Genomic DNA, 14207 nt, shown 5'->3' with positions numbered 1-14207 from the left:
AGGAGCATTCACATCCCTTAAAGGACAGGGGGTGAATGCTCCTTCTTGCGCAACAGCGATGGGGAGGCACCATCCGACTGCGCAGTGGCGCTTCATGTACATCTTTGGTTCAGCTTATATAGGCTGTAATTTTACCTCCGGCGAGGTGTAGACCGACGTAAGAACAGGGAAAACAGCAGTCCTGCCAGCGCGATTCCGGTAGCAATGATAAATGCATCGTTAATGCCGTGGATTGTCGATTCTGTGACGGCACTTCGATATACCAGCTGCAACGCAAGCGCCGAGCCAGTTTCCGTCGAAACCCCAGCCGTTTGCGCGAGGGTTTGTCCCAACTCAGCTACGCCTTCGGTTAAAGGCACATTGGCGGTGGTAGCCACATTCGCATAATCTGCCAAATGAATCGTAGCCCGGCTGCTCATCACGGTAATGAGCCATGCGGTACCGATGGACCCGGCGATTTGCCGTACCGTATTGGACATGGCAGTACCGTGACTGCCGAGATGGGGAGGTAGCTGGTTTAGCCCTTCCGTCTGTACGGACATCATTAACAGTGACATCCCGAAGCTGCGAATCGTATAGATGACCATAATGTGTCCGTATGTGGTGGCATCCGTCAGCAGACTGAATTCCCATGTCGTGACTGCCGTAATGATCAACCCGATAATCGCCAATGGTCTCGCACCAATACGGTCAAAAATCGCTCCCGATATCGGTGACATGACACCCATCAGCAGTGCGCCGGGCAGCAGCAGTAAACCGGATTGTAGCGGTGTAAAGCCGCGTATATTTTGCAGATAAATCGGCAGCAGCAGCATTCCGCCGAACATCGTCATATTGACGGTAGCGCCGACCAGCGTGGATACCGTAAAAATATCATATTTAAACACACGGAACTCCAGCATGGGCTGTCTCATATTCAGCTCGCGTACGACAAATATTACAATAAACACGAGCCCGGCAGCGAGCGTGAGCAGCACTGTATTGCTGCTCCAGCCCTTGTCTCCAGCGGAACTGAACCCATATAACAGGAAGCCAAAGCCAAGGGTCGAAAAGATCGTTCCGAGCAGGTCAAAATGAGGATACGTCAGCTTGGACACATTTTTCAGCCAGCGTACGGCAAACAGAATATCAATGATCGCCAATGGAATGACCAGTAAAAATAGCAGTCGCCAGCTGTAATGCTCCACAATCCAGCCGGATAAAGTCGGCCCGATAGCCGGGGCAAACATCATGGCGATGCCCATCGTTCCCATGGCTGCCCCTCGTTTTTCCGGGGGGAATACGGTCAGGAACACGTTCATTACCACTGGCATGATAATACCTGCTCCGCTGGCCTGAATGATGCGCCCAACCAGCATAGGCGCAAAGCCGGTACTGGCGGCGCAAACGACAGAGCCGGCAGTAAACAGCCCCATTGCGGAAATAAACAGCGCACGTGTCCCGAACGACTCAATCAGGAAGGCGGTAATCGGAATCAAAATCCCGTTGGTCAGCATATATCCGGTGGATAGCCATTGAACGGTAGTTGCGGATACATTGAAGTCGTTCATCAAATGCGGAATCGCCACATTCAGCAGGGTTTGATTCAAAATGGAAATGAAGGCGCCTAGCAGCAGTACGGACAGGATTCGTCCGATGGACATTTTTTGTTCCATGACAGCCTCCTACTTGTGTACTCTGATGCTTGCACTCATGCCCGGGATAATCCCCAGTCCTTTGTAGCCTTGAATGGAAATGTTAACAGGCACGACCTGCGTCACCTTGGTATAGTTGGCAGTAGTATTGGAAGTAGGGAGCAGTGAAAAGGTGGCGGCAGTCGCCAGACCGATCTTTTCGATTTTGCCGCTTAGGGACGTGTCAGGGTATGCATCAATATATACATCCACCGTCTGCCCCACCTGAAGATCCTGCACGGCCGTTTCGTCTATATTGGCGGTAATCCATAAATTGTTCAGATCAAAAGCCTTGGCCAAAGGCGTACCCGCCCCGACAAACGAGTTGTTGACCGCAGATTGCTGCACAATGGTGCCATCGGTTGGAATGGTGATGCTAACCCGGCTTCCGCCTCCCTCTACACTGCCAAGTGTGCTTCCAGCCGTGTAGGTTTTGCCGACTTCAGCGTTCCAGCCTGTAAGCTTGCCCGCGCTTGGAGAGGCAATGGTGACCGCTTGTCCGCTTACTTGGGCATTGTCGGTTTTTATGTAGTTAGCGGATTGATTGTAGTAATAGGCGGCGGCTCCGCCCCCTGCTAGAATAATGATAATAACCAGCAGGTTGACCAATATGGCGCGTGAATTCATGTGTACATGCCTCCCTAGTTCTTGGATTTTCAAAGTATGCGCCAAAAGTTTCACAATATTCAAAAGGGTTTTGGGGAAGGATAAGAGCGCATGTGAAAAGGATGATCTTGCTGACAAAGGATGATGCGCATAATGACGACCAGAATCATGATTGTATATGACAGTGAAAATGGCCATACGGAGCGTCTTGCTCGCTCAATTGTAGAAGGCGCACGCCATGAGCACACAGAAGTGTTGCTGAAGCATGTCGATGAAGCCGATGTAAATGAACTGGTGAACGCGGACGCGATCATTTGGGGATGCCCGGGTCATTTTGGAACGATCAGCAGTGGCTTAAAAAGCTGGATTGATAAGCTTGGGTATCTGTGGGCGCAGGGCAAGCTGGTAGATAAAATCGGAGCGGTGTTCTGCACGACAGCTACTGTACATGGCGGCTTGGAATCCACACTGCTGAATTTGATTACTCCGATGCTGCATCAAGGCATGATCATCGTAGGGCTGCCCGCCAATATTACGGAAAATGCGCTCTACGGCTCCTATTACGGCGTAGGGGTGACGTGTCCGGTGGAGACAGACCCGAACGGTCCGGCAAATTTCCCAACAGGTGATGATCTTGCACTTGGTCGGTCTTTGGGCAGACGGGTCGCTGAGACGGCGGGACGGTACCGTAGCGCTGGCAGAGAATAGGAGGCCGCTCATGACCATTGCCTTTATCGTAGTAGCTGCGGTAGCTTTTATCTTTTTGCTGGTATTCAACACGAAAATGGTGCGTAAATCCTCTCCCAAGACGGTCAGCCCGTCCAACGAGGATTCACGGCAAAGAAGCAAACGTCCTTATCCGGTAGAAGTGGAGCCCAAGGCGAGGGAGTTGCCGGAGCCTGAATCTACGCGAGAGACGCGCCATAAGGCAGCGGAGGCAGAGGTTCATCACAAGGAGCCTGTCGCAGATTCGAGTACCAAGCCGATGAGAGATAGTGTAGACACCAAAGATTCCTACGGGGATCAGGACTATCGAGCGGCTTTACGCGGATTTGCCGGAAAGGGCGAAGACAAGGAAGAACTGCATAAACATAACCATGGGGAACGTGAGACGCACAAAAGTGAGGACGAGCAATATCGTGAAGCGCTGCGCTCCATGAACCGAAAAAAATGAAGTGCGAACGAAAATAACAACGGAACGAGACATCCCTAAAAAGGCTGCTCTTCTGTCTGGACTACAGGCAGAGGGGCAGCCTTTTTGTGATACAGAGCTATAGCCATTCGGTTAGACCAATCATCGTAATCAGACCGAGAATAAAAGAGAAGGTCGCGATACGCTGGTTGCCGTCCCCGTGGCTTTCGGGAATCAGCTCCTTGTAGACGATAAACATCATGGCCCCGGCGGCAAAAGCAAGGCCATAAGGCACCAGTCCATTCACCCAACTGCTCAAATAAAATCCAATCAGACTTGTAATAATTTCAACGGCCCCGGTGAGGGTGGCAATGCCCAATGCCTTAAAGCGACCAATGTTTTGATTCACGAGGAATAGCGCGACGATAAAGCCTTCCGGGGCATTTTGCAGACCGATGGAAAAGGCAATGAGATTACCAAGATTCTGGGTTTCGCTCGCATAGCTGACCCCGACGGAAAGTCCCTCGGGCAAATTATGCAGTGTAATGGCCGCAATAATGAGAAAAGATTTGGACTCCAGATGAAAGGTTTTGGAATCCGGGTTCTCCAGATCGGCATGTGGAATATACATTTCCATCACCAACAGCACAAGACAGCCGAGTAAAATCCCCGCAGAGAGCACGAACCAGTTGGAATGATTGATGGCCTCGGGAATGAGGTTGTACACAGATGCAGAAGTCATGATCCCCGCAGCATAAGCCAACAGTACATCACGAAGACGGTGCGTAATTTTACGCATAAACAGTATGGGCACGGCACCGAGTCCGGTGGATAGGGCAGAAATAAGGCTGCCTACAAACATGTCATTCATAATCGGGATAATCCCTCCATACCTGATTAATCTTTAAGGTTCGCTTCATGAAAACTTCATTTGACTGTTTGCAGCTCTTTCCGCATAATGGAATTAGGATTTAGAATCAGTCTAAGTCATAAAAAGCTATCAAATATGTGAATTGTTTTTGCAAGATCCGGGTGTCCACATTTTTGAATGAGCGTCTGGCAGAACTACTTTTAGAGTATATGCATTAGCCCATCTCCCGGTACCGAAAACTCGCTATATCATTCTTATCATATTTTAGGAGGAACAAAGATATGTACAAGTCCATTATTATAGGTACCGGCCCTGCCGGTTTGACCGCTGCTATTTATCTGGCACGCGCAAATATGAGTCCATTGGTGATTGAAGGACCACAACCAGGCGGACAATTGACTACAACAACAGATGTTGAAAACTTCCCTGGCTTTCCTGAAGGAATCATGGGACCCGATCTGATGGATAATATGCGTAAGCAAGCAGAACGTTTCGGTGCTGAATTCCGCACAGGCTGGGTGAACAAGGTCGACACAGCCGCTCGTCCGTTCACATTGGATGTGGAGGGCTTGGGCGAATTGGTTACAGATACGCTGATCATTTCCACAGGTGCGACTGCGAAATACCTGGGTATTCCGGGTGAGCAGGACAACATTGGACGTGGCGTGAGCACTTGCGCAACATGTGACGGATTCTTTTTCCGTGGCAAAGAAATTGTTGTTATTGGTGGTGGAGACTCGGCGTTGGAGGAAGCAAACTTCCTGACACGTTTTGCCTCCAAAGTAACGCTGGTGCATCGTCGTGAAGAAATGCGCGCCTCCAAAATTATGCAGGACCGCGCTCATGCGAACACCAAAATCGAATGGGCACTGAATCGTACTCCTGTAGAGGTGATTGCTGACGACAACGGGGTAACTGGCTTGAAGGTACTGAATAATGAAACAGGTAAAGAGGAAATTATTACGGTTAGCGGCGTATTCGTGGCGATTGGTCACCATCCGAACACAGGCTTCCTTGAGGGTCAAATTACAACCGATGCGAACGGTTATATCGTCGTAAATCCAGGTACTTCCGAAACGAACGTACCTGGGGTATTCGCTTGTGGCGACGTACAGGATACACGCTACAGACAAGCGATTACAGCAGCAGGCAGCGGCTGCATGGCCGCTATGGATAGCGAGAAATACATCGAAAGTCTGGAGCACAGCGCACTGGCCCTGTAATATTTCGTACAAGTATGAATATATATATGTTTTATAACAATAATTGATGAGGTGATATTTCATGGAAAAAGCGATTGTATACACATCCACAAACTGCCCGCATTGCCGTCAAGTGAAAAGTTATTTGACTGAGAAAGGTGTAGAGTACGAAGAACGCAACATCGAAACCAATGATGCTTTCGCTCAAGAAGTTTGGGACATGGGCATTCGCGCCGTACCGTTGACCCTAATCGGAGAAGAACGTATTTCCGGCATGAACAAAACCAAGTTTGAAAAAGTATTGAACGCTTAATCAGCTTCACAGCGGATTCTCCAATAATGGTTTGTAAGAAATAAATGGGCGTATAGGAACTTTAATGTTCCTGTACGCCTTTTTTTACAGAGATACCCGCACACGCCCGAGAAAAGGGGCTGTCGCTGCATAGGCAGCGCCTAACATGGTCGAACGGCTGCCAAGCCTGGAAAAACGGATTTGCAGTTGCCGACGATGGTAGGGCAGGGCACGTTCATCAATCACCTCACGCATACTCTGTTCCAGCCATGGTCTGGCTTCCGCCAGTGGACCGCCGATGATAAGCATGCCGGGGTTGAGGCTGTTCACAATGTTGGTAATGCCCACGCCCAAATATCGCCCGATATCACGAAAGACGCTTAACGTATTCGTGTCACCTTGCAGGGCAAACGGCAGTAATTCCGCTGTACTGTGTGCGGACAGCTTGAAAGTAGATGCCGCATACGCCTTCTCCGAAGCATACAGTTCCCAGCAGCCCCGGCTACCGCAGGAGCAGAGCCGCCCGTTCCAATCAATGGACATATGACCTGTCTCTCCGGCGTACCCCCAAGCTCCTTGATACGGCTTGCCGTCAATGATAATCCCGGCCCCAATCCCGGACCCTGCACTGATGTAGACCAGATCCCGTACCTGTTGCCGGTGATCGCTGTCCATACCATAGTACAGCTCGCCCTGTGCGCCGACGTTGGCCTCGTTATCCACCACCACGGGCACGGGAAGGCCAAGCTCTTCCTCAAGCTGTTGCCGCAACGGAACCTCTTCCCAGCCCAGATTGGGCGCGAACAAAACAGTTCCCGTTTCATCCACCATACCCGGCACCCCTAGCCCAATACCGACGATACCGTGAGGGGAGGGAGGGGCTGTCTGCATCAGTTCCTGAACCAGCTTTTGAATCTGCTCCATAACAAAAGCAGGATCATGCTGCGCAAGGGGGAAGGTAAGCTCTGTTTCAATGGTTCCTGCCAAATCGGTCAGAGCACCCTTAATATACTGCACGCTGACCTCGATGCCGAGAACAAAGCCCGCACGGCTGTTAAACAGTAGCATTAAAGGCTTACGACCACCACTGGATTCACCTAATCCCGTTTCATATACAAGCCCGTCGGTGATCAGCTCCGCTACCAGGTTGGAAACGGTAGCCTTATTTAACCCGGTTTGACTGGATAATTGTGCCCGGGATAGTGGAGCATGGAGGCGAATACGCTCCAGCACAATGGATTTATTCAGCTTTTTGACAAGCGCCTGATCGCCAGTGACATTCATGATCTTTTCACTTCCTGTTGGTGTAATTCCCAATAGTATATCATAAAAACAAACTTAGTTTAAGCAATAGACAAAGTCTTTTGGCTGTGCTAGAATCTTTTTTGTAAACGTTTACTATAAAGATTGCTATAACGGTTACCACAAAGGAGGAACTTATTAATGGCTTATTTCGAGCAGGTATCTAAAATTAATTTTGAGGGCAAGCAATCCAATAATCCTTTTGCGTTCAAATTTTATAATCCACAGGAAGTTGTGGCTGGGAAAACGATGGAGGAGCATTTGCGTTTTAGTATGGCTTATTGGCATACACTCGTTGCAGGTGGATCTGATCCATTTGGGGTAGAGACGGCGGAGCGTCCGTGGTCCAAGTTTACTGGACTGGATTTGGCGAAGGCCCGTGTGGAAGCTGCTTTTGAACTGCTGGATAAGCTGAACCTGCCCTATTTTGCTTTCCATGATGTTGATATTGCTCCGGAAGGCGCGTCGCTCAAGGAATTTTACAGCAACCTAGATACCATCGTGGATTTGATCGAAGAGCATATGAAGGCAACGGGTAAAAAGCTGCTGTGGAACACGGCTAATATGTTCAGCCATCCTCGTTATTTGCACGGAGCGGCAACGACCAGCAATGCAGATGTATACGCACACGCAGCTGCTCAGATTAAAAAAGGACTGGAAGTAGGCAAACGTCTGGGTGCAGATAACTATGTTTTCTGGGGAGGCCGTGAAGGCTACGATACGCTGTTGAATACAGATTTGAAGCTGGAGCAGGACAATTTGGGACGGATGTTCCATCTGGCCGTAGACTATGCGCGGGAAATTGGCTTTGATGCCCAGTTCCTGATCGAGCCGAAGCCGAAGGAGCCAACCAAGCATCAGTATGATTTTGATGCGGCGACGACGATTGCCTTCCTGCAAAAATATGATCTGGATCAGCATTTCAAGCTCAATCTGGAGGCTAATCATGCGACTTTGGCGGGGCATACGTTTGATCATGAAGTGCGTGTAGCACGGATTAACGGTATGCTTGGATCACTGGATGCAAATCAGGGAGATTTGCTGCTGGGCTGGGATACGGACGAATTCCCGGTTGATCTGTATGATGCAACCCTGACCATGTATGAAGTCCTGCAAAATGACGGCTTGGGTCGCGGCGGTATCAACTTTGATGCCAAGGTGCGTAGAGCATCATTTGAGCCAGAGGATCTGTTCCTCGCACACATCGCAGGTATGGATACGTATGCGAAAGGATTGAAAGTAGCTGCTAAACTGATCGAGGATCGCGTGTTCGAGGACTTTATTGAGAAGCGCTATAGCAGCTTTAAAGAAGGCATTGGAGCAGACATTGTATCCGGTAAAGCAACGCTTGCTTCTTTGGCTGAATATGCACTGGCGAACGAAGCACCACGCAAAAACGTATCCGGTCGTCAGGAGTATTTGAAAGCGACATTAAATCAATACATTTTGGCGGATTAATGCCAGAACCTATACATGAGACAGCGTCTACATGGTAACAGGAAAGGAGGAATTTCGATGCAGGAAAAGCAGAAACAGGAGCAGGAGCACTATGTTATCGGCGTGGACCTGGGTACCAGCGCAGTCAAAACGGTACTGGTCAACCGCAAGGGGCAGGTAGCTTATGAAACCTCCCAGTCTTATCCGCTCCATCAGCCAAAGGCAGGGTATAGTGAGCAGCATCCCGAGGATTGGGTCAGCGGCACGTTAACAGCACTGAAGCAGCTCGTGGAAAAAGCCGGAATCGGCGGGGCAGATGCCGTGGACGGCATTAGCTTTTCGGGGCAGATGCATGGGCTTGTGCTGACCGACAAGGAAGGGCAAGTGCTGCGTCCGGCCATCCTGTGGAATGACACGCGCACAACGGCGCAGTGCCGTCGCATTGAACAACAGCTCGGGCCGGAGCTGCTAAGTATCGCACGCAATCGCGCGCTGGAAGGCTTTACACTGCCCAAGCTGCTGTGGGTGCAGGAGCATGAGCCGGATGTGCTGGCTGGTGCAGCCCATTTTATGCTGCCGAAGGATTATGTGCGGTATCGCCTGACGGGAGAACTGGCAACGGAGTATTCGGATGCGGCGGGCACGCTGCTGCTGGATGTCGCCCAAAAGCAGTGGAGCCAAGAGATCGCCACTGCGTTTGAATTGCCGTTGTCGTTGTTCCCGCCGCTGGTGGAATCGTTCGATCAGACGGGCACGCTGCTGCCGGAGATTGCGGAGCAGACCGGACTTTCCCCTGCAACGAAGGTGTATGCAGGCGGCGCGGATAACGCATGTGGTGCGATTGGCGCTGGTATTTTGAGCGAAGGCCGCACCTTGTGCAGCATCGGTACCTCAGGCGTCGTGCTTTCCTATGAGGAGCGCAAGGATATTGATGTGCAGGGCCGGGCGCATTTTTTCAACCATAGCGAGCAGGATGCTTATTATATCATGGGCGTTACACTCGCGGCCGGCTACAGCCTGACCTGGTTTAAGGATACCTTTGCACCGGAGCATTCCTTTGATGCGTTGTTGGAAGATGTGAACTCCATTGAGCCTGGCAGCCGAGGGCTGCTGTTCACGCCATATATCGTAGGTGAACGTACCCCTCACCCGGATGCAACCATACGTGGAAGCTTTATCGGGATGGATGCAGGACATAAGCTCGCGCATTTTACACGGGCGGTGCTGGAGGGAATTACGTTCTCGCTCAAGGAATCCATTGATATTCTCAGAGGAACAGGCAAGACGGTGAAGGAAGTCATCTCCATCGGCGGTGGGGCGCGTAATGAGGCGTGGCTGCAAATGCAGGCAGATATTTTTAACGCGGATATCATCAAGCTGGAAAGCGAGCAGGGACCTGCCTTGGGGGCGGCGATGCTGGCCGCTTACGGTAGCGGCTGGTTTGAATCGCTGCAAGCATGCGCGGAATCTTTTCTCCGTGAAGCAGCCAGATACTCGCCAGACCCCGAACGTGTGGCTCGATATGAAGGCCTGTATGAGCTGTATCGTGAAGTTTATCTGCACACGCGGGAGCTAAATGAACGTTTGGCGGAGTACCGCTGAATACTGCAAATCTCCTCAAACTTCATATGAAATGAAAAAGCGACTTCGGGTGCAGGATAGACCCCAAGCCGCTTTTTCATTTTAACGTATATTTATTTTAAAACTGGAAAATAATGTTTTTTATCAAATGGTCATTCGTGGTAATATATACCTGTTTATAACTTTAACTAGAAGGGAAAGGATATTTTATATGAACAGGAAAATAGGGGTTAAGATAGTGAAATGTCTGGTTGTTGGAGCCGCTCTGGCTACCGCACTGCCACAGACTATGATTTGGGAAAGCGTATCCGCAGCTTCGGTCAAGGCCGAACAAGCGTCGTCAGTACAGCAGTTGGAGGGCACAATCTTGCAAGCTATGCTTGCGCGTAATGAATTACTTACTTTTACATACTCCGGTGACATGAGAGACTTCCAGAAGCAATTACAAAATACGATCAATCGGGCGATGGAAAGTGACCCATATGTAAATTTTATACTCAAAACCTACACATTCAATTATACGGGTACATCTAAAGGCGTTGATGTGGCCATACGTATGAACTTCCGGGAGTCCAAAGCGCAGTCGGATTATGTGGACAATACGGTTCAGGACGTTCTCAGTAACATTATTACGAATGACATGACCGATCATGAGAAGGTGAAGGCTATTCATGACTGGGTTGTTTTAAATTTAAAATATGATGTTCCACAGCAAAAGTACACAGCTTACGAAGGGGTGACCACCGGCAGTACGGTTTGTCAGGGTTATTCGCTGCTCACATACAGAATGCTGGAGCGCGCGGGAATTGAGAACCGTATAGTGCAAGGGGTTGCAGGTGGACAGGACCATACATGGAATCTGGTTTTACTTGATGGTCAGTGGTACCATCTGGATACGACTTGGGATGATCCTGTGCCAGATCGCGCTAATGTGGTAAATACGTCTTACTACTTGCTGACGGATGATGAATTGAGTCAGGATCATACATGGGTTCACAAATATCCAGCCGCTAGCACATCGTACCAGCAGACCTTGGCAGGACTAATCGCGGAGGGTGGTAGCAGGACGGATGCGTATCAAAAACTGTATGATGATCTGAAGTATGCATCGTATGGTGATAGCGCCCCTAAATCTGCGCGTGAGATTTTGGAATTGACCCGACAGGCTGTCCTCAATGGGCAATCCACGGTATCCTTTCTCTATCAGGGGACGGAAAGAAAATTAGTACAGGATTTGACTCCGCTGTATCAGCTAGGTATCAGAAATCTGAATTATCAATATACCTTAGTGCCAAGCACGGGGAACTTGCGTGTAAGTATAACTTGGACACGATAAGAAGGGTCATATCCAGAACGAAGAACTATATTACTTTTATCTGATATAAAATATAAAAAAGCTGCTTCGGTTGCAGGATAGATCCGAAGCAGCTTTTATATTTGATGTGGGTTTGGATTAGATATTTTCTTTGATTTTCGTATGATCCTCGTTCATAGAACTTCCGGCACAGCCCGGACATGACTTGCTTGATGAGCATCCGGCACAAGCACCTTGACGGCTTTTCCGTAAAAAACGAACAAACACCCACGCGCTATAACCGAGAATCACCAGTAAAATGATGATATTGATCATGCAATCCACTTCCTTCTATTTTCATAAGGCTCTAACTTAACCCCAACCTAATAATCTGCCACACTGATAGATCACAACGGCTATAATATACGCAACGGTCAAAGGATAGATCACCGAAAATGCGGTCCAGCGCCACGAAAGGGTTTCTTTACGAATGACCGCTACCGTAGCCAGACACGGCACATACAACAGAATGAACACCATGAAGCTAAAAGAGGCTAACGGCGTAAAGGCATGTCTTACTTGCATTTCTAGTCCCTGCATGTCCGGAACGTGGTAAATAATATTCATCGTCGATACCACAACCTCCTTGGCCATAAAGCCTGTGAGCAGGGATGCGCCTGCTTGCCAGGTACCGAAGCCGAGAGGGGCCAGTATGGGGGCGAACCATCCTCCAACAGTGGCAAGCAGGCTGTCATTCATTTCTGCGCCGAACCCCTGTGGGCCGAAATTGGACAAGAGCCAAATACCAACGGACCCTGCGAGAATAATGGTTCCAGCTTTGCGTACGAAGCCCTTGACCTTTTCCCACGTGCTGCGAAAAAGGGTAAGAGCTTGCGGCACACGATAAGGGGGAAGCTCTACGATGAAGAGGGAAGGCTCACCCGACAGAATGGATACTTTGGAAAAAATTTTGGCTAGTATGAGCGACACGGTGATTCCTAGCACGTACATCAGCATAATAATGCTTGCCGCATGTGTTGGGAAAAACACCCCCGCAAACAAAGCATATACCGGCAGGCGGGCCGAACATGACATAAAGGGTACCAGCAACGTCGTAATGAGGCGCTCTCTGGGCTGTTCAATCGTACGTGCCGCCATAATCGCCGGAACATTACAGCCAAAGCCGATAATAAAGGGAATGAAGCTTTTCCCGTTTAAGCCGACGGCTTGCATGAGACGGTCCATTAATATCGTGACCCGTGCCATATACCCGGAGTCTTCAATCAGCGAAATAATCAGGAACAAAATAGCGATCTGAGGCAGAAAAACGAGCACGCCCCCAACGCCTGCCACGATACCGTCCACGATAAGACTCTGCGTAAAAGCGGACGCGTTCCATTGAACTAGCATTTCAGAAATCCAACTGCTTAGTGTCCCTGAAAAAAATCCGTCCAGCATATCTGAAAGAACAGTACCCGCCCAATCGAAGGTGAACTTGAAGGTAGCGTACATCAGCAGTAGGAAGATCGGAATCCCCAGATACCGATGTGTCAGCAATGCATCCAGCTTGTCTGTCAGGCTGTGCGGCTTGAGCTTAGTCGTATCGAGCGCCTTGGTACACAGATCAGCGATCCACGCTGTACGTACAGAACGGATATGCTGATCGGGAGTAGCTGAATGGCCTTCACGGAGAAGTTCTTTCTCGCAACGCTGGATGCGATCCGTTACTTTTTCACGCTGTACCTCATTCGTCATCCATTCCATAACGACAGGATTGTTCTCCAGACACTGTAGAGCTGCCCACCGAGGGTTTGGTACAGATGTATTCGTTAGCAAGCTGCAAATATCTGCAATAGCAGCTTCGACGGCAGGGCCGTAATCCAACTGGAAGGAATTTGGCGAACGTCGTACCTCTCGAAGTGATGCGAGCATTTGCTTACTACCGCTGCCCGTGCGTGCCACCATGGGAATGATGGGAACGCTCAATTGATCAGCCAGCAATTCCTTGTTCACTAGAAGGCCTGTGGCATCGGCTACGTCGGTCATGTTTAAGCCAAGTACGAGCGGACGGCCATATTCCAGCAGTTGTACAGTCAGGTACAGATTGCGCTGGAGCTGAGAGGCATCCACGATGTTAATCAGAGCCGCAGGCGGTTCTTCCAGCAAATAACGGGTAGCGATTCCTTCATCCAGCGAAAGTGGAAGCAAGGAATAGGTACCTGGCAAATCCACCAAAACGGCAGACTTATCGCGCAGCAGGCCTGTTTTCTTTTCCACCGTAACCCCGGACCAGTTCCCTACCTCTGCATACGTACGAGTCAGCTTGTTGAATAATGAGGTTTTCCCCGTGTTGGGATTACCGAATAGAGCGATCATGTCCATGAAGGAACGACCTCCAGTTGTTTTACTTGATTTTGACGGAGGCCGACCAGTTGGCCGTTGCATTCAATAACAATGGGGCCGCCCAACAGACTGATTTTTTTTAACCGTATAATGGAACCTTCGTCAATACCCATGTCCGTTAAGCGTCGACGCAATGAGGGGTGAAGAGAGGCAAGAGATTGCAACCTCACGGGTTGACCCGGTGGAGTACGAAGGAGCGAGATACATTCTGGCATGGTGCTCAGCCTTTCTAATGTAGAATGAGAATCAATATCATTTAGTTCCGATGCCAGTACCATATCATAAGGAGTGTCAGACTGCTGTGATAAAATTCTCTGTGAATGACATATGTGCCTGCTGTCACGTCTGTTATAAAGGCGGGTATGGTGTCGCAACCTGCCTCTGATTGGGCCCATACTCGTCTGTAACCGACAA

Annotated in this window: 14 protein-coding genes; 7 read left to right on the top strand and 7 right to left on the bottom strand. The window is 49.7% G+C overall.

The features are described 5' to 3' along the window. Nucleotides 1-131: 131 nt before the first annotated feature. Complete coding sequence (locus tag HPL003_RS02850; RefSeq protein WP_014278140.1) at nt 132-1655, bottom strand: DHA2 family efflux MFS transporter permease subunit; 1524 nt, start codon at nt 1653-1655, stop codon at nt 132-134. 9 nt (nt 1656-1664) lie between these two features. Further along, entirely contained in the window at nt 1665-2300 is a 636-nt protein-coding gene (locus tag HPL003_RS02845; RefSeq protein ID WP_014278139.1) for an HlyD family efflux transporter periplasmic adaptor subunit, read from the bottom strand. Nucleotides 2301-2432: 132 nt separating this feature from the next. On the opposite strand from HPL003_RS02845, the gene HPL003_RS02840 reads away from it, so the two are divergent. Together HPL003_RS02840 and HPL003_RS02835 are read left to right on the top strand one after the other, a co-directional pair. Further along, entirely contained in the window at nt 2433-2987 is a 555-nt protein-coding gene (locus HPL003_RS02840) for an NAD(P)H-dependent oxidoreductase (protein WP_014278138.1), read from the top strand. A gap of 10 nt (nt 2988-2997) precedes the next feature. Next, nucleotides 2998-3453 carry a hypothetical protein gene (locus HPL003_RS02835; RefSeq protein WP_014278137.1) on the top strand — a complete coding sequence of 152 codons (456 nt, stop codon included), beginning with the start codon at nt 2998-3000 and terminating at the stop codon, nt 3451-3453. A gap of 97 nt (nt 3454-3550) precedes the next feature. On the opposite strand, the gene HPL003_RS02830 is transcribed toward HPL003_RS02835, so the two are convergent. Next, nucleotides 3551-4282 (bottom strand): ZIP family metal transporter, encoded by a 732-nt coding sequence (locus tag HPL003_RS02830; protein ID WP_014278136.1) that lies wholly within the window; start codon nt 4280-4282, stop codon nt 3551-3553. 281 nt (nt 4283-4563) lie between these two features. Here HPL003_RS02830 and trxB point away from each other — a divergent pair, with 281 nt between their 5' ends. Then, on the top strand, nt 4564-5505 hold the full coding sequence (trxB, locus tag HPL003_RS02825; RefSeq protein WP_014278135.1) for a thioredoxin-disulfide reductase: 942 nt from the start codon (nt 4564-4566) through the stop codon (nt 5503-5505). Nucleotides 5506-5566: 61 nt separating this feature from the next. Continuing rightward, nucleotides 5567-5797 (top strand): glutaredoxin family protein, encoded by a 231-nt coding sequence (locus tag HPL003_RS02820; RefSeq protein ID WP_014278134.1) that lies wholly within the window; start codon nt 5567-5569, stop codon nt 5795-5797. Between the two features lie 84 nt (nt 5798-5881). On the opposite strand, the gene HPL003_RS02815 is transcribed toward HPL003_RS02820, so the two are convergent. After that, complete coding sequence (locus HPL003_RS02815) at nt 5882-7060, bottom strand: ROK family transcriptional regulator (protein ID WP_014278133.1); 1179 nt, start codon at nt 7058-7060, stop codon at nt 5882-5884. A gap of 159 nt (nt 7061-7219) precedes the next feature. Here HPL003_RS02815 and xylA point away from each other — a divergent pair, with 159 nt between their 5' ends. From xylA to HPL003_RS02800, 3 genes are all read left to right on the top strand, one after another. Further along, entirely contained in the window at nt 7220-8536 is a 1317-nt protein-coding gene (xylA, locus tag HPL003_RS02810) for a xylose isomerase (RefSeq protein ID WP_014278132.1), read from the top strand. Nucleotides 8537-8593: 57 nt separating this feature from the next. Continuing rightward, nucleotides 8594-10117, top strand: coding sequence for a xylulokinase (gene xylB / locus HPL003_RS02805; protein WP_014278131.1), 1524 nt, complete (start codon nt 8594-8596; stop codon nt 10115-10117). A 190-nt stretch (nt 10118-10307) separates the two neighbouring features. Further along, nucleotides 10308-11432: a transglutaminase domain-containing protein gene (locus HPL003_RS02800; RefSeq protein WP_043922287.1), complete on the top strand. Its 1125-nt coding sequence runs from the start codon at nt 10308-10310 to the stop codon at nt 11430-11432. Nucleotides 11433-11549: 117 nt separating this feature from the next. Here HPL003_RS02800 and HPL003_RS27275 read toward each other — a convergent pair whose 3' ends face one another. The 3 genes from HPL003_RS27275 to HPL003_RS27270 are packed head-to-tail and all read right to left on the bottom strand — an operon-like array spanning nt 11550 to nt 14008. Next, the gene (locus tag HPL003_RS27275) at nt 11550-11726 is read right to left on the bottom strand and encodes a FeoB-associated Cys-rich membrane protein (RefSeq protein WP_014278129.1); all 177 of its coding nucleotides are present in this window, start codon (nt 11724-11726) and stop codon (nt 11550-11552) included. A gap of 36 nt (nt 11727-11762) precedes the next feature. After that, nucleotides 11763-13772 carry a ferrous iron transport protein B gene (gene feoB, locus HPL003_RS02795; protein ID WP_014278128.1) on the bottom strand — a complete coding sequence of 670 codons (2010 nt, stop codon included), beginning with the start codon at nt 13770-13772 and terminating at the stop codon, nt 11763-11765. Next, on the bottom strand, nt 13763-14008 hold the full coding sequence (locus HPL003_RS27270; RefSeq protein ID WP_044644606.1) for a FeoA family protein: 246 nt from the start codon (nt 14006-14008) through the stop codon (nt 13763-13765). Before HPL003_RS27270 ends, feoB begins: the two co-directional genes overlap by 10 nt. Nucleotides 14009-14207: the final 199 nt, after the last annotated feature.

It is taken from the genome of Paenibacillus terrae HPL-003 (genome assembly GCF_000235585.1).
GTDB lineage: Bacteria > Bacillota > Bacilli > Paenibacillales > Paenibacillaceae > Paenibacillus > Paenibacillus terrae_B.
This window is presented reverse-complemented; position numbering and strand designations above follow the sequence as displayed.